This window comes from Streptomyces mayteni, assembly GCF_054783955.1.
On record NZ_BAAGPR010000131.1, the window covers coordinates 1 to 18,687 of the forward strand.

15 protein-coding genes are annotated in these 18,687 nt (G+C 73.8%); 13 read left to right on the forward strand and 2 right to left on the reverse strand.

The annotated features are described in order from the left end of the window. A partial coding sequence (locus ACYVPE_RS34775; protein ID WP_461037803.1) for a putative PEP-binding protein occupies positions 1 to 1,043 on the forward strand: 1,043 nt, incomplete at its 5' end. Here the strand turns inward: ACYVPE_RS34775 and ACYVPE_RS34780 are convergent. Both ACYVPE_RS34780 and aroQ read right to left on the reverse strand, forming a co-directional pair. Next, complete coding sequence (locus tag ACYVPE_RS34780; protein WP_461037804.1) at positions 1,040 to 3,478, reverse strand: SpoIIE family protein phosphatase; 2,439 nt, start codon at positions 3,476 to 3,478, stop codon at positions 1,040 to 1,042. The two genes, ACYVPE_RS34775 and ACYVPE_RS34780, sit on opposite strands and share 4 nt — an antisense overlap. A gap of 211 nt (positions 3,479 to 3,689) precedes the next feature. Further along, the gene (aroQ, locus tag ACYVPE_RS34785) at positions 3,690 to 4,121 is read right to left on the reverse strand and encodes a type II 3-dehydroquinate dehydratase (RefSeq protein WP_461037817.1); all 432 of its coding nucleotides are present in this window, start codon (positions 4,119 to 4,121) and stop codon (positions 3,690 to 3,692) included. Between the two features lie 294 nt (positions 4,122 to 4,415). On the opposite strand from aroQ, the gene ACYVPE_RS34790 reads away from it, so the two are divergent. The 12 genes from ACYVPE_RS34790 to ACYVPE_RS34845 all read left to right on the forward strand — a co-directional run bounded on the left by ACYVPE_RS34790 (position 4,416) and on the right by ACYVPE_RS34845 (position 17,845). Beyond that, on the forward strand, positions 4,416 to 5,720 hold the full coding sequence (locus ACYVPE_RS34790) for an MFS transporter (protein ID WP_461037805.1): 1,305 nt from the start codon (positions 4,416 to 4,418) through the stop codon (positions 5,718 to 5,720). Positions 5,721 to 5,849: 129 nt separating this feature from the next. Next, on the forward strand, positions 5,850 to 6,854 hold the full coding sequence (locus tag ACYVPE_RS34795) for a phage baseplate protein (RefSeq protein WP_461037806.1): 1,005 nt from the start codon (positions 5,850 to 5,852) through the stop codon (positions 6,852 to 6,854). A 229-nt stretch (positions 6,855 to 7,083) separates the two neighbouring features. Further along, positions 7,084 to 8,619: an ABC transporter substrate-binding protein gene (locus tag ACYVPE_RS34800; RefSeq protein ID WP_461037807.1), complete on the forward strand. Its 1,536-nt coding sequence runs from the start codon at positions 7,084 to 7,086 to the stop codon at positions 8,617 to 8,619. A gap of 107 nt (positions 8,620 to 8,726) precedes the next feature. Next, complete coding sequence (locus ACYVPE_RS34805; RefSeq protein ID WP_461037808.1) at positions 8,727 to 9,395, forward strand: haloacid dehalogenase type II; 669 nt, start codon at positions 8,727 to 8,729, stop codon at positions 9,393 to 9,395. Positions 9,396 to 9,414: 19 nt separating this feature from the next. Continuing rightward, entirely contained in the window at positions 9,415 to 10,692 is a 1,278-nt protein-coding gene (locus tag ACYVPE_RS34810; protein ID WP_461037809.1) for an NAD(P)/FAD-dependent oxidoreductase, read from the forward strand. Between the two features lie 213 nt (positions 10,693 to 10,905). Beyond that, complete coding sequence (locus ACYVPE_RS34815) at positions 10,906 to 11,853, forward strand: ABC transporter permease (RefSeq protein ID WP_461037810.1); 948 nt, start codon at positions 10,906 to 10,908, stop codon at positions 11,851 to 11,853. Continuing rightward, positions 11,840 to 12,724 (forward strand): ABC transporter permease, encoded by an 885-nt coding sequence (locus ACYVPE_RS34820; RefSeq protein ID WP_461037811.1) that lies wholly within the window; start codon positions 11,840 to 11,842, stop codon positions 12,722 to 12,724. Before ACYVPE_RS34815 ends, ACYVPE_RS34820 begins: the two co-directional genes overlap by 14 nt. A 65-nt stretch (positions 12,725 to 12,789) precedes the next feature. Further along, positions 12,790 to 13,467: a GntR family transcriptional regulator gene (locus ACYVPE_RS34825; RefSeq protein WP_461037812.1), complete on the forward strand. Its 678-nt coding sequence runs from the start codon at positions 12,790 to 12,792 to the stop codon at positions 13,465 to 13,467. 61 nt (positions 13,468 to 13,528) lie between these two features. Continuing rightward, positions 13,529 to 14,569 (forward strand): ABC transporter ATP-binding protein, encoded by a 1,041-nt coding sequence (locus tag ACYVPE_RS34830; RefSeq protein ID WP_461037813.1) that lies wholly within the window; start codon positions 13,529 to 13,531, stop codon positions 14,567 to 14,569. After that, positions 14,566 to 15,546: an ABC transporter ATP-binding protein gene (locus tag ACYVPE_RS34835; protein WP_461037814.1), complete on the forward strand. Its 981-nt coding sequence runs from the start codon at positions 14,566 to 14,568 to the stop codon at positions 15,544 to 15,546. Before ACYVPE_RS34830 ends, ACYVPE_RS34835 begins: the two co-directional genes overlap by 4 nt. 37 nt (positions 15,547 to 15,583) lie before the next feature. Then, complete coding sequence (locus ACYVPE_RS34840; RefSeq protein ID WP_461037815.1) at positions 15,584 to 17,077, forward strand: aldehyde dehydrogenase family protein; 1,494 nt, start codon at positions 15,584 to 15,586, stop codon at positions 17,075 to 17,077. Positions 17,078 to 17,164: 87 nt separating this feature from the next. Next, positions 17,165 to 17,845, forward strand: a complete 681-nt coding sequence (locus tag ACYVPE_RS34845) for a GntR family transcriptional regulator (RefSeq protein WP_461037816.1) — start codon at positions 17,165 to 17,167, stop codon at positions 17,843 to 17,845. Positions 17,846 to 18,687 lie beyond the last annotated feature (842 nt).

Here is an 18,687-nt window from a genome sequence, read left to right on the forward strand (position 1 = left end):
TCTTCCTAAGACCGCTTGGCCTCCGACTTTCAGTCGCCCACCCGGCGGAAGCGGAGCGCACGGACGCGCTGGCCGCGCTCGCCGGGGCCGACCAGCGCCGGGCCGCGCTGGCCGCCGGCCGGCACCTGCCGTCGGAGACGGCCGACGGGCACCGGATGGTGCTGCGCGCCAACGTGGCCACCGCGGACGACGCGCGCGCCGCGCTGGACGTCAACGCCGAGGGCGTCGGGCTGCTCCGCACCGAGCTGCCGTTCCTGGACGCGGCGGCCTGGCCGACCAGGGAGCAGCACGTCGCCACGGTCACGCCGGTGCTGCGGGCGCTCGACGGGCGGCCCGCGGTGGTGCGCACCCTGGACTTCGCGGACGACAAGCTGCCGCCGTTCCTCGCCGCCGGCAGCCCGAGCGGCCACATAGGCCGCGGGCTGCCGCTGATGCTGGCCGCGCCCGAGGCGTTCGCCGACCAGTTCCGCGGGCTGCTGACCGCGGCCCGCGCCACGTCGGCCGATCTGCGGATCATGATCCCGATGGTGGCGTCGCCCGCGGAGCTGGCCGCCTGCCGTGCGCTGCTGGACGGGGCCGCCGCCGAGCTCGGCGTCGAGGCGCCGCCGCTCGGCGTCATGGTCGAGCTCAGGGAGGCCGTCGACGCCGTGGACGAGTTGGCCCGCGAGGCGGCGTTCCTCTCCATCGGCAGCAACGACCTGACCTGCCAACTGCTGGGCGTGGACCGCCGCGACCCGGCCGCCACCCCGGCGCTGGCCGCCCATCCGACCGTGCTCACCGCGATCGGCGAGGTGGCGGCCGCCGGGCACCGGCACGGGCGGCCGGTCTCGGTCTGCGGCGACGCGGCGGCGCACCCGCTGCTGGTGCCGCTGCTCGTGGGCCTCGGCGTCGACGTGCTGTCCGCGGCGCCTGCCGCGCTGGACGCGGTGCGGGCCCGGGTGCGGGACCTGCGGCACGCCGACTGCGTGGCGCTGGCCGCCGAGGCGCGCGCCCTGGACTCGGTCGAGCAGGTGTGGCGGCTGGTGGAGGAGCGGGTCGGCTAGCCGGCCGGCAGCTGCTGCTCGGCCCAGATGGTCTTGCCGGTCGCGGTCTGCCGGGTGCCCCACTGCTGGGTGAGCTGGGCCACCAGCAGCAGGCCCCGGCCGCCCTCGTCGTAGGTGCGGGCCCGGCGCAGGTGCGGGGCGGTGCCGCTGCCGTCGGAGACCTCGATGATCAACGAGGTCTCGCCGCGCAACAACCGTAGCTGGATGGGCGGTTCCGCGTGCCGGATGGCGTTGGTGACCAGCTCGCTGACCACCAGCTCGGTGACGAAGGCGGCCTCGGTGAGTTCCCAGGCCACGAGCTGGTCGGCCGCCGCCTTCCTGGCGGTGGCGACCAGCGCCGGCTCGGCGGCCAGCTCCAGGGTCGCGACGTGCTGCGCGTCCAACGCCCGCGTCCTGGCCAGCAGCAGCGCGGCGTCGTCGGTCTGCCGCTCGGGGAGCAGCCGGCCGAGGGCGCGGTCGGAGATCTCCTCCAGGGTGCCGGCCGGCGCGGCCAGCGCCTCGTGCAGCAGCCGCTGGCCCTGCTCGATGGCCCGGCCGCGCGGGGTGATCAGGCCGTTGGTGCTGAGCGCGATCAGGCTGCCCTCGGGCAGCCGCACCTGAGTGGCCTCGAAGGGCAGCCCGCCCACCCCGAGCGGCGGACCTGGGCTGATGTCGACCGGGATGGCGGTGCCGTCAGGACCGGTGATCACGGGCGGCGGGTGGCCGGCGCTGGCCATGGCGCAGATCCGGGAGACCGGGTCGTACACCGCGTAGAGGCAGGTGGCGCCGACCTCGCCGATGGTGGCGGCGGTCGGGTCGGCCGCCTCCTCCTGCTCGGCAAGGTGGGAGACCAGGTCGTCCAGGTGGGTGAGCAGTTCGTCGGGCGGCAGGTCGACGTCGGCCAGGGTGCGCACCGCGGTGCGCAGCCGGCCCATGGTGGCGGAGGCGTGCACGCCGTGGCCCACCACGTCGCCGATGACGAGGGCGACCCGGGTGCCGGAGAGGGGGACGACGTCGAACCAGTCGCCGCCGACGCCGAGCCGGCCCGCGGCCGGGCGGTAGCGGGAGGCGACGTCCACCGCGATCTGGCCCTGGAGCTGACGCGGCAGCAGGCTGCGCTGGAGCGCGAGCGCGGTGCCGCGCTCCCTGGCGTAGCGGCGGGCGTTGTCGATGCTGACCGCGGCGCGGGCGCACAGGTCCTCGGCGAGCAGCAGGTCGTCGGCGGCGAACGGCTCGGGCCGGCTGCGCAGCATCCTGGCGATGCCGAGCACGATGCCGCGGGCGCGCAGCGGGACGTCCATCATGGCGCGGACGCCGTACTCCTCGGCGCGGGCGCGGCGCGCCGGGTCGGCCTCCATCCACCGGACGAAGTCGGGGTGGTCGACGTCGGACAGGACGGAGGCGCCGGTGGTGAGGGCGCGGGCGGGCGGGGCGTAGCTCGGGTACTCGTCGAGCCGGCCGATCCCGACCGTGGACTCGGGGGTGCCCTCGCGGACGGAGCGCTGGGCGGCGCGGTTCATGGCGAGGCCGCCGCTCTGCTCCCCGGAGAGCGCCGGCTCGCCGCCGGTGACGACCTGGGGCAGCAGGTCGACGAATGCCAGGTCGCAGAGGGTGGGCACCAGCGTGTCGGCGAGCTCTCCCGCGGTGGTGGTGACGTCGAGGGTGCCGCCGATCCGGTCGCCGGCCTCCTTGAGCAGCGCAAGACGCTCGCGGGCGTTGGCCTGCTCCGTGACGTCCAACGCGACGACGAAGACGCCGCGGATGACACCTGCCGGGTCACGGACGGCGGAGAGGTTGACGGCCCAGGTGACAGGTTGGGGGTTGTCGGCGGTGGCGGAAGTGGTCTCGAAGCGGTCCTGTCCGCCCTCGCGCCCGACGCGGCGTATCCGCTCGACGACCGCCCGTAGGGCCTGGGCCTCCCTGGAGTCCTCCGGGGCGAAGGGATTGTCCGGGGTGGGTTCGCCGGGCTCGAAGAGCTGGTCGAGGCGGCGGCCGATCAGCTCGTCCGCGCTGCGGCCGAGGTGCCGCCGGACCGTGGCGTTGGCCCAGACGAAGTGGGCTCCTGGGTCGTAGATGGCCAGGGACTCGCCCGACTGCTCGTGGGCCCACGCCACCATGGTCCTGGGGTCTTCGCCGCCCGGCGCTGGCGTGGCGAGCAGCAGCCAGCGGGGCTCGCCGCCGCCGTCCTCGATGGCGCTGACCGCGACCTCGGCCTCGACGGCGTGTCCGTCGCGGTGTCGGAGGCGGAGCGGGCCGCGCCAGCCGGCCGGCCGGGTGAGCGCGCCCGGCGGCAAGGACTGGGCGAGCAGGCCGGCCGCCGGCCGGCCGAGGAGGTCGGCGGCGGCGTGGCCGAGGAGCCGTTGGGCGCCCGGGCTCCAGGCCCGGACGACGCCGCCGGCGTCCACCGCGGCCGAGGCCGTCTCCACGGCGGACCTGCCGACACCGGGTCCGTCCATCCCGCTCATCCTCACCATCGCGCCGTCAGGAGCCGGCCAGCAAAGGTCGCGAATCCACTCATATCCAGGGAAACGGTATCGCCAGGCGGATGAGTTCCGCCATGCATGACCGTCATCAGCGGGACGCCCGGCGAGGTCCGCCGATCGTACAGCTCGCGACGTGTGCGGGAGCCGCCGCCGGCGGGGGAATCAGCCGGGGATCAGCGGGCGGTCAGCCCGCGGCCAGCAGCCGGCAGGCGTGCTCGACGGCGAGGGCGTAGCCGTGGACGCCGCAGCCGGCGATCACGGCGGTGGCGGCGGCCGACACGTAGGAGTGGTGGCGGAACGCCTCGCGGCGGTGGATGTTGGAGATGTGCACCTCGATGACGGGCAGCCCGTCGCAGGTGGCCAGGGCGTCGAGCAGCGCCACCGAGGTGTGCGAGTAGGCGGCGGGGTTGATCACGATGCCGGCGTGGTGCTGGCGCGCCTCGTGGATCCAGTCGACCAGCTGCCCCTCGTGGTTGCTCTGCCGGCAGTCGACGGCCGCGCCGTGCCGGGCGGCGGTCTCGGCGCACAGCCGCTCCACGTCGGCCAGCGTGTCGGCGCCGTAGATCTCGGGCTGGCGGGTGCCGAGCAGGTTGAGGTTGGGGCCGTTGACGACCATCAGGGTGGGAGGGGGACCGGCCGGGCCGGCTGCTGCCGTCACTCGGGTCACCGCGCTTTCTCTCGTCTTCTCCCGGGTCGTGCTCGCTCCCGGGAACGGTCGCCCTCATCATGGCGGATCGGCCGGACGAGGCGGTGATGTCGGTCACGACCGGGGGCCGGCCGCACCCCGGCGCGTGGCGCGAAACCGCGGGTGAAACCGCAGGTCAGGGCGAGTATCGGGGCGGCGGCTCCGCGGCCGGATCGCTCCAGGGCGATTTGTCCGCCGGCGACGCGGGCTGGGATCCTGACGCCCGTGGAGACGGTGCGGGCTGGGGCGGCGGAGCGGATCGGAGCGACGAGGTCCGGGGCCACCCTCCCCACCAGACGCTCGTACGCCATCTGGGCCGTCGGCGTGCTGGCCTACGCGTTCTCCATCATGCAGCGCACCACGCTCGGGGTCTCGGGTCTCGAGGCGGCCGAGCACTTCGCGGTCTCCCCCGCCCAGCTTTCGACGTTCGTCTTCGTCCAGGTCATCGTCTACGTCTCGATGCAGATACCGGCCGGGCTGCTGGTCGACCGGTGGGGCGCGCGGCTCACGGTCTGCGCCAGCGGCGTCGTGGCGGCCACCGGCCAGTTCCTGCTGGCGTTCGCGAGCGACCTGACCACGGCGATCCTGGCCCGGGTGGTGGTGGGCGTGGGCGACGGGCTGATGTTCGTCTCGGTGCTGGCCCTGCTGCCGCGCTGGTTCCCGGCCCACCGGGTCCCGCTGGTCACCCAGCTGACCACGATCCTGGGGCAGTTGGGGCAGATCCTCTCCGCGCTCCCGTTCCTGGCGCTGCTCCGCGGTGCCGGCTGGGCCTGGGCGTTCGGCTCGGCCGCGTCGCTGAGCCTGCTCGGCGCGGTGCTGGCGCTCGCCGTGCTGCGGAACGCGCCGCCCGGCTCGCGGCCGGTGCGCAACCGGGTGTCGGCCCGGGAGATCCTGGGCCAGCTGGGCACCATCTGGCGCCGCCCCGGCACCCGGCTCGGCTTCTTCGGGCACATGGCGACCCAGTTCTCGATGATGGCGTTCTCGCTGCTGTGGGGCGTGCCGTACCTGGTCTCGGCGCAGGGCCTCTCCCAGTCGACGGCCAGCGGGCTGCTCGTCCTGTTCGTGCTGGGCACCATCGTCGTCGGCCCGGTGCTCGGGGTGCTGACGACGCGACACCCGATGCGCCGTTCCTGGCTGCTGCTCGGGGTGCTCGGGACGACGGTGGCCGTGTGGACGGTGGTGCTCGCGCTGCCGGGCCGGGCGCCGTTCTGGCTGCTGGTGGTGTTGATCGTGGTGCTCTCGGCCGGCGGGCCCGGCTCCGTGGTGGGCTTCGACATCGCGCGGACGTCCAACCCGGCCGGCCAACTCGGCGTGGCGCAGAGCATGGTGAACCTGGGCGGCTTCACGGCCTCGCTCGCCGTGCTGGTGGCGATGGGCCTGGTGCTCGACGCGGCGGGCGGGTTCACCTTCGACGCGTTCCGGCTCGCGTGGCTGGTGCAGTACCCGTTCTGGGCGCTGGCCCTGGCCGGGCTGCTCGTCACCCGCCGCAAGGCGCGCCGCGCGTTGGCGGCCGCGGCCGCCGCCGGCTAGGACCTGGTCCTCGGCGACGCGTGGGGCGCGCGGGGCGCGCGGGGCGTCGGGGCCGCGTCTTGTGACCGAGGCATGTTCCGTGATCGGATGGGGACTCGACCGTTACCCAACCGAGATGACGGAGCTGTCTTGCCTCTCGCGCCCTCCCCCTCCCTCAGCCGCAGGCGGTTCCACCGGGCCGGCGGGGGCCTGCTCGCCGCCGCCGCGATGGTCGGGTCGACGGGGATGCTCAGCGCGAGCCGGGCGGCGGCCGCCCTGCCCGACTCGCCGCGGTTCCGGCTGTCGGGGGCCGGCGGCAATCCGTTCTGGCGCCGTTCGCTGCACGCCAACTGGGTGTTGCAGTCGTTCGCTTACGACAACGAGCGGCAGCACATCTACTTCGCGCAGTACGACTCGACCAACACCGACCCCGGCCGGATCGGCGACCTGTGGGTGACCAGGACCGACATCACAGGGAACCAGTCGGGGGCGATGGCGCTGCGCGGCTTCGGGCACGGCGTGGGCATCGGCGTCGAGCCCTACCGGGGCGAGGTCCACCTGTGGACGGAGTGGCGCACCGGGCCCAGCGGGTACGGCACCAGGATCGGCCGGTTCCGGTTCGTCAACGGGGCCACGCTGACCGCCGACGACCCCTCGATCGAGGACCGCACCCCGTCGGTCGGCGGCCCGATGATCGAGCCGCAGCCGGCGATCGACCCATGGACCAACCGTTTGCTGGTGCGGTACAAAGTGGCCCCCGACCGGCCCAGGATCGTGGTCTTCGACCTCGACGACGCGCGGGCCGGGCGGCTGGGCAGCGAACACCGGCTGGCCGAGCGGGCGCTGCCGTCGCGCGGCGCCTGGGGCGGGGAGCACCCGTTCCAGGGGTTCGCCGCCTGCGGCCGTTACGCGTACCTGATCGAGGGGCCGGTCGGCGGCCCCGCCTGCCTGACCGCCCTCGACCTCAACGGCGCGGGAGAGTCCACCGTGGTGGACCGGTTCGTCACCGACGCCGGGCAGTCGCTCCCCGGGCGTGAGCCGCAGGGCATGGCCGTCTGGATCGCCGCGGGCCGGCCCAGGTTGGCCTTCGGCTTCCACTCGAACTCGCGCGACGTCCGGCAGGCCACGGTCTTCTACAAGAGCGACTTCGTCTGATCCGGGCCGGCCGCGGCCGGCGTTCTCCCAGCTCAGCACGGCACCGCCCCCGGTGCTCGCCCCGGCGAGCACCGGGGGCGGTCGGCTGTGTGCCACCACCGGCAATCTCTTGTTTACGAAAGATTGTAGACAAGAGGCAGTTGACGCTCCTAACGTGCTGCCTCACAACAGCCGACCACGAGGCGGGGCAAGAGCTGCGGCTCCGGCCGTCATCGAATGGGTGAGTGCGATGCGAAGAACGCGTGTGACCTGCGGGGTGTTGGTGCTGGCCCCGGTGCTCGGGGCCTGTGGGATGGGTGGCGGTTCGGCGGACGGCGGCGGGGGTGGCGCGGGCGGTGAGCGGAGCATCGTCATCGACGAGCCGTTCGGTCCCGCGGCGAGTTGGGCGTTGGAGACGGACGACTCGTTCGTGCTCTCCAAGGTCGGTTGTCTCGAGACGCTGGTGCGCCGCGACGCGGACGGCTCGGTCGAGCCGATGCTGGCCACCTCGTGGGAGCAGGTCGAGCCCACCGCCTGGGAGTTCGACCTCCGCGCCGGCGTCACCTTCCAGAACGGCGAGCCGATGGACGGCGCGGCCGTGGCCGGCGCCCTCACCCACGCCCTGGAGACGACCGCGCCCGCCTCCGTCTTCTCGCCGGAGACCGTGACCGGGGTGGCGGCGGTCGACGAGGACACCGTCCGGATCACCACCCCGGAGCCCGAGTTCCTGATGCCGGAGCGACTCGCCACCCCCAACACCGGCATCCTGGCCCCCGACGCCTACGGCGACTCCGCCACCGACCCGCAGTCCACCTGCACCGGGCCCTTCACCATCGTCGAGGAGGTGCCGCAGCAGTCCGTCCGGCTGGAGCGGAACGCGTCCTACTGGGGCGGCGAGGTCCAACTCGACGCGGCCGAGGTGCGGTTCGTCACCGACGCCACGCTGCGCGCCACCCAGATCCAGACCGGCGAGGCCCAGATCTCCCGCAAGATGCCGATCACCAGCGTGAGTTCGCTGACGGAGCAGGACGGGGTGACGGTGGAGACCGCCGAACTCCCGCGGACCACAGGGCTGATCCTCAACAACGCCCGCGCGCCCTTCGACGACGAGCGGGTGCGGCGCGCCGTCCAGGCCGCCGTCGACACGGCCGAGATCAGCGACGCCGTCTACCCGGGCGCCTCCCGGCCGGCCGTCGGCCCGTTCGCCCCCGACGAACCGTTCGCGCCCACCGACGCCGAGCCCGTCACCGCCGACCCGGAGGCGGCGGCCGCGCTGTTCGAGGAGGCGGGCGTCGATCCCGGCTCGCTCGACCTCACCCTGACCGTCTACACCGAGGGCACCGGCTTCGCCGACCTGGCGGCCGTGATCCAGGAGCAGCTGCGGGCCGCCGGCGTCACCGTGGAGATCGAGACCGCCGACTACGCCTCCGTCGAACCGAGCCTGCTGGACGGCGACTTCGACATGGCGCTGCTCTCCCGCAACCACCTGGGCGACATGCCGGACCCGCTGGGCTTCCTCACCGCCGACTACTCCTGCGACGGCGGCTTCAACATCACCCAGCTCTGCGACCCCGAGGTGGACGAGCTGATCGCCCAGGCCCGCGCCACCGCCGACCGGGACGAACGCTATGCGACCTACGCGCAGCTGGCGGCCGACCTCCAGCGGCGGGCCGTCAACGTCTTCCTGGTGCACGAGACGGAGACCGTGGCCCACGCCGGCGTCACCGGCTTCGTGCTGCACCCCTACTACACCCTGACCGCCGACCTGGCACTCGCCGACGGCTGAGCCGTCCGCGCCCCACCCGGGGAACGCCCCCGGAACCACACCGGGAACACCGGGAACACCGGGAACACCGGGAACACCGGGAACACACCGCTCAGAGAGGGAATCAGATGATCGACTTCCGCCCCAAGTTCATCACCTTCGACTGCTACGGCACCCTGACCCACTTCCAGATGTCGGCCGTCACCCGGGGCCGCTACGCGGACCGGGTCGCCGAGGAGCGGATGGAGGACTTCCTCGACGACTTCGAGGCCTACCGGATCGACGAGGTGCTCGGCGCCTACCAGCCCTACCCCGACGTCGTCACCAGCGCCCTCAAGCGGGCCAACGCGCTCTGGAACCTCCCCTACCGGGAGTCGGACGGCCAGGCCATCGTGGACGCGGTGCCCACCTGGGGCGCGCACCCGGACGTGCCGGAGGCGCTGGCCAGGCTGGCCGAGGCGTTCCCGCTGGTGATCCTCTCCAACGCCGCCGACGACCAGATAGCCGACAACGTGGCGAAGCTCGGCGCCCCGTTCCACTCGGTGTTCACCGCCCAGCAGGCCCGCGCCTACAAGCCGAGGCTCGCCGCCTTCGAGTACATGCTCGACCAGTTGGGCTGCGCGCCGGGCGACCTGCTGCACGTCTCGTCCAGCCTGCGCTACGACCTGATCCCGGCGCACGACCTGCGGATCACCAACAAGGTCTACCTCAACCGGGGTTACGAGCCCAGCACGCCGTACTACGGCTACACCGAGATCACCGCGCTCACCGAACTGCCGGCGCTGCTCGGCCTGTGACGGAAAGGAGGTAAAGGACGTGAAGTCCGTTCCCTACTGGCTCGACACCGCGCCGGCCGCGCCCGACCGCACCGGCGTCGCCCTCGAAGGCCGCACCGACGTGGCGATCGTGGGCGCCGGCCTCACCGGGCTCTCCGCCGCCGTCCACCTGGCCCGCAAGGGCGCCGCCGTCACGGTCCTCGAACAGGACACCGTCGGCTTCGGCGCCTCGGGGCGCAACGGCGGGATGTGCACCACCGGGCTCGCCATCGGCTTCCTGACCGCCGTGGCCCGCTACGGGATCCCCACCGCCAAGGCCCTCTACCTGGCCTACAACGACGCCATCGACACCGTCGAGAAGCTGGTGACCGAGGAGTCCATCGACTGCGACTTCGCCCGCACCGGCAAGCTCAACCTGGCCTGCAAGCCCGCCCACTACGAGCGGCTGGCCCGCACCCACGAGGCGCTGGCCGAGATGATCGGCTACCAGACGGAGCTGATCCCGAAGCGGGACCTGCGCGCCGAGGTCGGCACCGACCACTACCACGGCGCCATGGCCGACCCGCAGGGCGCCGGGCTGCACGTCGGCAAGTTCGTGCGCGGCCTGGCCGACGCCGCAGAACGCCTCGGGGTGCGGATCCTGGAAGGCACCGAGGTGACCAGGACCCGCCGGATCGCCGGCCACCGGCACGACGTGGTCACCCCGATCGGCACCGTCCGCGCCGACCAGGTGCTGTTCGCCAGCGGCGCCTACACCGGCTCCTCGTTCCGCTGGCTGCGCAACCGGATCGTGCCGGTCGGCAGCTTCATCGTGGTCACCGAGCCGCTGCCGCAGCACGTGGTGGACGAGCTGATGCCCACCCGCCGGATGGCCTCCGACTCCAAGAACATCCTCTACTACTTCCGCATCACCCCCGACAACCGGCTGTTGTTCGGCGGCCGCGCCAGGTTCGCGATGTCCAACGCCGCCTCCGACCTGAAGAGCGGCAGGATCCTCCGCAAGGGCATGCTCTCGGTCTTCCCGCAGCTCGCCGGGGCCAGGATCGACTACTGCTGGGGCGGCCTCGTCGACCTCAGCCTCGACCAGATGGTGCACGCCGGCGAGCACGAGGGGCTCTTCTACTCCGCCTGCTACTCGGGGCACGGCGTCCAGATGGCCACCCACATGGGCCGCCAGATGGCCGACGTGCTCGGCGGCGACGCCTCGGCCAACAGCTGGCGCGGCCTCGCCTTCCCCCGCGTGCCGGGACACTTCGGCCCGCCCTGGTTCCTGCCGTTCGCCGGCGCCTACTACCGGGCGCTCGATGCCATCCGCTAGGGCCTGTCTTTTGGGTCTTCGTGGATCAGCGAGCGGCGTCTGGCGCCCGCCTGGCAAGGCGCCGGATCGCAGCTCGTACTTGGTCGTACTCGCGCGATTCGGTAACGCAGCCAGGCTGGATGCCAGACGTCGTGAGCCCACGAAGACCCGAAAGACGGGCCCCAGGCCCAAGGCCGCCGGCTGACGACGGACGGCCGGAAGGAGGTGCGTCCCATGCTCAGATTCGCCCTCAGACGGGCCACGGTCACCCTGGCCACGCTGCTCGTCGTCTCCCTGCTCGCCTTCCTCATCCCCTACCTCAGCGGCGGCGACCCGGCCCGCGCCGTGCTGCGCTCCCGGGTCGCCGACAACGCCCTCGACCCGGCCGCCGTCGAGGCCCTGAAGGCCGACCTCGGCCTGGACCGGCCGCTGCTCGCCCAGTACCTCAGCTGGCTCGGCCGGGTGATCGGCGGCGACTTCGGGCTCTCGTTCACCAGCCGGGGACCGGTCTCCGAGCTGCTGGGCAACGCCCTTGGCGTCTCGGTCACCCTGGCCGTCGTCGCCCTCGGCACCGCGGTCCTGATCGCGGTGCCGCTCGGCACCCTGGCCGCCACCCGGCACGGCAGCCGACTCGACCACGGCATCACCCTGGTCACCCAGGGCTTCGTCGCCATCCCCGAGTACTGGCTGGCCCCCGTGCTCGTCCTGGTGTTCTCCCGCCACCTCGGCTGGCTGCCGTCGGCCGGGTGGGAGACGCCGGCCTCCCTGATCCTGCCCGCGCTCACCCTGACCCTCCGCCCTCTCGCCTACGTGCTGCGGATCACCAGGGCCGCCATGATCGACGTCCTTGCCGCCCCCTACATCACCGCGGCCAGAAGCCGCGGCCTCGGCTCCCGCGCCACCCTGCTGCGGCACGGGCTGCGCAACGGCCTGCTGCCGGTGCTGACGCTCTCCTCGGTCTGGTTCGCCGGGCTGCTCGGCGGCTCGGTGGTCATCGAGGTGCTGTTCAACATCCCCGGCATGGGCCAACTCGTCTACCGGGGCGTCGTCAACCAGGACATCCCGGTGATCCAGGGCGGGCTGCTCTGCGTCGTCGCGCTGGCCATCGCCGTCAGCACCCTGGCCGACCTGCTCGGCGAACTGATCAACCCCACCGCGAGGGTCCGCCATGACGCTCACTGAACGGGCCGCCGCGCCCGCCCGACTCCCCGCCGCCGGGGCCAGGTCGACCAGCACGCTGCGCCGGCTGCGCGGCCAGCGCTGGCCGGTGCTCGCCGGCGGCGCGGTCTTCGTCGCCGTGGTGCTCGTGCTGCTGCTGACCCCCTGGATCGCCCCCTTCGACCCGGCCGCCCAGGACCTGAACCAGCGGCTGGCCGGCCCCAACGCCGAACACTGGCTCGGCACCGACCACCTCGGCCGGGACGTGCTCAGCCGGCTGATGCACGGCGGCCGGTTCTCGGTCACCATCGCCGCGATCACCCTGCTGCTCTCGGCGCTGATCGGCACCCTGATCGGCGCCTTCAGCGCCCGCGTCGGCGGCCTCGTCGACGAGGTGCTGATGCGGGTGGTCGACCTGTTGATCGCCATCCCCGACGTGGTGGTGGCGCTGTTCCTGATCGCCGTCCTCGGCACCGGGCACGGCACGCTGATCGCCGCGCTCACCATCGTCGGCTGGACGCCGTTCGCCCGGCTGTCCCGCGGCCTGGCGCTGGAGATCAACGGCCGCGACTTCATCGAGGCGGCCGAGGCGCTCGGCTGCTCCCGGACGTTCATCGTGGTGCGGCACGTCATCCCCAACGCCGCCCGGCCGGTGACCGCGCTCGGCTTCCTGCGGTTCGGCCACAAGCTGATCACCGTCGGCGGCCTCTCCTTCATCGGGCTCGGCGTGCAGCCGCCCGACTCCGACTGGGGCGCGATGCTGCTCGACGCCCAGCCCTACATGGAGCAGTCGGCGCTGCTCGTGCTGGTGCCCGGGCTGGCGATCTTCGTCACCGCGCTCAGCGTGACCCTGATCGGGCAGGGGGTGGAGCCGAGGACCGACGACCGCGCATGACCGCCGCCGGCTGACCACCCGCCGCATGACCCCACTCGCCGCACCGAAGGAACGAAGCGACCGCGATGACCACGTCACACATCACTCCCATCCCCCGCCGCACCCTCGTCTCGCAGGTGACCGAGCAGCTGCGGGAGGGCATCTACCACGGCGTCTTCCTGCCGGGCAGCCAGCTGCACGAGGCGGAGCTCGCCGAACGCCTCGGCGTCAGCCGGGGACCGGTCCGCGAGAGCCTGCAACGCCTCATCCAGGAAGGACTGTTGTCCAGCCAGCCGCACCGCGGGGTGTTCGTCCCGGTGCTCAGCGAGGAGGACATCGTCGACGTCTTCTTCGCCCGCGAGGCCGTGGAGGCCGCCGCGTTCCGGCAGGTGATGGCCTCCCCCGCGCCCGCCGAACTGGTCGACGCGCTGCGGCGGGTGGTGGACGAGATGGCCGACGCCGTGGAGACCGACAACTGGCGGGCGCTCGGCGACATCGACGTGCGCTTCCACCGGCTGGTGGTGAACGCCGCCGGCAGCCACCGCCTCAGCCGGATGTTCGACACGCTGATCTCCGAGACCCGGCTCTGCCTCAACATGTACGCCGACCTGCAACCCGCCAGGCTCGACCTGCTCCCGGAGCACCGGGAGTTGGTGGAACTGATCGCCGGCGCCGACCTCGACACCGCGCTCGTCACCCTGCAACGGCACTTCGCCGAGGCGGTGGTGACCCTGCGGCACCGGCTCCGCCAGTCACAGCGCTGAACCCCGCCCGACCAGGCTTCGCCCACCCAAGCCCCGCCAACCAGACACCGGGAGGCCGGAGATGAAACCGCGACCCCACACACCACCGAGCACCACCCCAGAACCGGCGGCCGACACCGCCCCCGACGCCGCGCTCGACATCCGCGGCCTCCGGGTGGCGTTCGGCGACGCCGCCGTCGTGGAGGGCCTGGACCTCACGGTCCGGCGCGGCGAGATCCTGGCCCTGGTCGGCGAGTCCGGATCCGGCAAGAGCGTCACCGCCCGCGCCGCCATGGGCCTGCTGCCGGCCGGCGCCCGGATCACCGAGGGCTCCATCGCCCTGGAGGGCGAGGACCTGGTCGGCCTCCCGCCCCACCGGATGGACCGGATCAGGGGCGGCCGGGTGGCCATGCTCTTCCAGCAGCCGCGCGCCATGCTCGACCCCACCGCCACCGTCCGCGACCAGGTCGCCGAGCCGCTGTGGCTGCACCGCGGCCTCAGCCACCGGGAGGCGAAGCGCCGGGTCACCGGGCTGCTGCGGGACGTCGGCATCCCCGAGCCGGAGCGGCGGGCCCGCTCCTACGCCTACCAGCTCTCCGGCGGCATGGCCCAACGGGTCATGATCGCCGCCGCGTTGGCCGGCGACCCCGGGCTGCTGATCGCCGACGAGCCCACCACCGCGCTGGACGTCACCGTGCAGGCCCAGATCCTCCGGCTGCTCAAGCGGCGGCAGCGCGAGTCCGGGATGTCGGTCCTGCTGATCACCCACGACCTGGGCATCGTCGCCACCACAGCCGACCGGGTCGCCGTGATGTACGCCGGGCGGATCGTCGAGGACGGCCCGGTGGCCGAGATCTTCGACGCGCCCCGACACCCCTACACCCAGGCGCTGTTGCGCGCCTCGCTGCTGCGCACCGAGGCCGACCGGCTCTACACCATCCCGGGCAGCGCGACCCAGGCCAGGGAGCTGCGCCGGGGCTGCCGGTTCCGGCCGCGCTGCCCGGTGGCCGAGGGCCTGGGCGTCGCCCACTCCTGCGAGAACGAGGAGCCCACGCTCAGCAGTTGCGGCTCAGGGCACCGCTCCAGGTGCTGGGCGCAACCGTCCGAGGCGGTGGGAGCGTGACGGCGCCCGCCCCCCTGCTGAGCGTCGAGGGCCTGGTCAAGCACTTCCCGGTGGGCGCCCGCTCGTTGACCGGCCGCCGGCAGTCGGTGCACTCCGTGGACGACGTCTCCTTCGCCATCGCGCCGGGCGAGGTCCTCGGCCTGGTAGGCGAGTCGGGCTGCGGCAAGACCACACTGGCCAGGGCGGTGCTCGGGCTGGTCAGCGCCGACCGGGGTCGGGTGCTCTTCGACGGCGCCGACATCGCCCGGCGCGGCCGGGCCGGCCGGCGGGCGCTGCGCCGCGAGATGCAGCTGGTCTTCCAGGACCCGCACGCCGCCCTCGACCCCAGGATGCGGCTCGGCACCAGCCTGGAGGCGCCGCTGGCCCAGCACGGCGTCGGCGGCCGGGCCGAGCGGCGGGAGCGGATCGTCTCGGCGCTCGAACAGGTGGGCCTCGACGAGTCGTTCCTCTCCCGCCGGCCCGCCGAGTGCTCCGGCGGCCAGCTGCAACGCGTCGTGGTGGCACGGGCGTTGCTGCTGCGGCCGCGCTTCCTGGTCTGCGACGAGCCGACGTCGGCGCTCGACGCCTCGATCCGCGCGCAGATCCTCAACCTGCTGCTGGAGCTCAAGGACCGGCTCGGCCTCACCCTGTTGATCATCTCCCACGACCTGCGGGTGGTCAGGCACGTCTGCGACCGGGTGGCGGTGATGTATCTCGGCCAGCTGATCGAGGTCGCGACCCGCGACGACCTGTTCGAGCGTCCCGCGCACCCCTACACCCGGGCCCTGTTGGCCGCCTCGCTGCCCGAACGTCCGTCGTCCGGCGTCGAGTTCGGGACGTTGCGCGGCGAGCCGCCGAGCCCGCTCGACCCGCCGGCCGGCTGCCGGTTCCGGCAGCGCTGCGACCTGGCAGGGGAGCGGTGCGCCACCGAGGCGCCCGCGCCGTCCCCGGCCGAGGGTCCCGGCCACACCGTCTCCTGCCACTACTGGAACTCCTGACCCGGCCGGTCACCACAAGAACGCGAGGAAGCAGCCGATGCGCACACGGATCGAGGGGATCGACAACCAGACGGGTGCCACCCGGCCCGCCGTCGCGCCCGGCTGGCGGCCGCCCGCCGGGGCGTTCTGGGCCGGCCAGTGGCGGGACGGCGCCGCCGCGTTCCCCGTCCACGACCCGGAGGACGGCCACCCGCTCGGCGAGGTGACCGACGCGACGCCCGCCGAGGTGGACGCCGCGGTGCGGGCGGTGGCGGCGGCCGTGCACGACGGGCCGGCGTGGCCCGGCTGGCGGCGGCGGGAGGCGCTGCTCGCGGCGTCCGGTCTGCTGGTCGAGCGCCGCGACGACCTGGTCGGGCTGATCTCGGGCGAGGGCTGCAAGACGGTGCGCGAGGCGGCGGCCGAGGTGTCGCGGGCCGCCGAGACGCTGCGGCTCTCGGCCGAGTGGGCCGGCCGACTCACCGGCGAGACCCTGCCGTTCGACGCGACGGCGCGCGGCGCGGGGCGGCTCGGCTGGTACACGAGGGAGCCGGTGGGGGTGGTGGCGGCGATCACCCCGTTCAACGACCCGCTCAACCTGGTGGCGCACAAGCTCGGCCCCGCGCTTGCCGGCGGCAACGGCGTGGTGCTCAAGCCGGCCGAGGCGACCCCGCTGACCGCGCTGGCCTTCGCCGCGGCCCTGCTCGACGCGGGCGTGCCGGCCGACCGGATCGCGGTGCTGCCGGGCGCCGGCGCCGGGGCGGGGCGGGCGCTGGTGGGCCATCCGCTGGTCGACCTGGTGTCGTTCACCGGCGGGCACCGCACCGGCGAGGCGGTGGCGAGGGCCGCCGGCGCCAGGAAGACGCTGATGGAGCTCGGCGGGAACAACGCCGTGCTCGTGCTGGCCGACGCCGACCCGGCGGCGGCCGCGCGGGCGGTCGTCGACGGCGCGTTCGGGGTGGCGGGACAGAACTGCCTCTCGGTGCAACGGGTGTTGGTGGCGGCGGAGTCCGCCGACGCCTTCCTGGCCGAGGCGGTCGCCGCGACCGAACGGCTGCGGGTCGGCAGCAAGCGGGACCCGCTGACCGACGTGGGCCCGCTGGTCTCGGCCGGCGAGGCGGCCCGGGTCGCCGAGTGGGTCGCGGAGGCGGTGGCCGCCGGGGCCCGGGTCCGCGCCGGCGGGCGCCGGGAAGGCGCGTTCCACTGGCCGACGTTGCTCACCGACGTCCCGCCGGGGGTCAGGATCGCGACGGACGAGGTGTTCGGCCCGGTGGTGACGGTCGAGGCGTTCACGGACCTCGACGCGGCGGTGACCCGCGCCAACGCCACCGACTTCGGGTTGCAGGCCGGCGTGTTCACCGCCTCGATCGACACCGCCCTGGCCGTCGCCGAACGGCTGCGGGTGGGCGCGGTGATGATCAACGAAAGCAGCGACTTCCGGATCGACGCGATGCCGTTCGGCGGCCCGAAACGCTCCGGCGTCGGCCGCGAGGGCGTACGTTACGCGGTGGAGGCCATGACGGAACCCAAGATCGTGGCCATTCGCCGCGGCTGAAATTCACCCCTCGTACCGGGGCCCGTGCCCGCCGGCACATCACCCCGCTGTAAGCTGTCAACAATCCGAATGACAGCTAGGGGAATCGTGACCGAGGTGATTGAGGGACTCGTCCCGATCACGCGCCGCACCACGTCGAGCCTCATCGTGGATCAGCTCAGGGAACGGATCGTGGACGGCACGTTCCCCTCGGGCAGCCAGATGGCCGAGGCCCAACTGGCGGCCACCTTCGGGATCAGCAGGGGCCCGGTGCGGGAGGCGCTGCAACGGCTGGTGCAGGAAGGGCTGCTGGTCAACATCAAGAACCGCGGCGTCTTCGTGATCGAGCTCGGCCCCGCCGACCTCGCCGACGTCTGCCTTTCCCGGCGCCTCATCGAGCGCAAGGCCGCCTCGCTGCTGTGGAAGAGCAAGGACGAACGCCACCTCTCCCGACTCGAGGTGGCCGCCGCCGAATTGGCGGCCGCCGCCGAGGATTCCTGGGCCGAGGTGGTGGAACGCGATCTCGCCTTCCACGAGATTCTGGTGGAATCCGCCGAAAGCCCCCGGCTTTCCCGGATGTTCGCCACCCTGGTCGCCGAGACCCGCATCGGCCTCTCCACCAGGCCGGAAGCCCGCCGCGAGCGGGCGGCCCTGGCGGCCGAACACCAAGCCCTGATCGAGCTCCTGCGCGACGGCACGGAACGTCGCCTGCTGGCGGCGATCGACGCCCACCTGGACGCCACGCTCCACCAACTGACCGAGGGCTCGGCGCGCCCCACCGCCACCTGACAGGGCCGGGCTGGACACCGCGTTCTGCCCTGCGGGCGGGCCTCCCGCTCGGCGCGAAGCGCCGGGGCGCCACACCATGCCCAGGGCGCTACGCGCCTGGCCGGCGCGGCCCGGTGAGCCCGCGAAGCGGCCGGGCGGGGGCGAACCCCCGCGTGAAGCGCCGGAGCGGCACGACCCAGGGCCCAACGCGCCCGGCCGGCGTGGCCGCAGAGTCCGGGCACCATGCCCAGGACACAACGCGCCCAGTCGGCATGGCCGCCGCGCCCACGGGACGAACCCCGCGCGAAGCGCCGGGGCGCCAGCCGCACGCCATGCCGAGGGCACCATGCGCCCGCGGAGCGGTCAGACGGGGGGCGTACCCCGCGCGGAGCGCCGGGGCGGTGCGGCCCAGGGCCACCCACCCGCCCCGAAAAGGATGGGCGGGTGGGGAAAAACCCGGGCGGTGCGGCCGCCGCGCTCGCGAAGCGGCCGGGGAGGCACGAACTCCGCGCGAAGCGCCGGGGCAACGGCCCGGCCCACCCGCCGCCGTAGCGGCGGGGAGCGCCGGGGCGCCAGCCGCACGCCATGCCGAGCCCGCGGAGCGGCCAGGCGGGGGGGCGAACCTCGCCGAAGGCCCAGGGCCACCCGCCGCGGCGAAAAGGGCGGGTGGGTGGGGGAAAACCAACGGTCCGGAGTTACATCGCGGCCGCGTGCAGGATCACCGTCAGCTCCACCGCCGCGCTCAGCGACGACAGGGCCGCCACCGCCGCGCCACCGGCGGCGATCCACGCGGCGAGGCCGGCGCGGGTGTGGGCCGGCAGCCAGACGGCGGCCGGCGGCCCCGGGCCGAGCAGGGCCGCGAC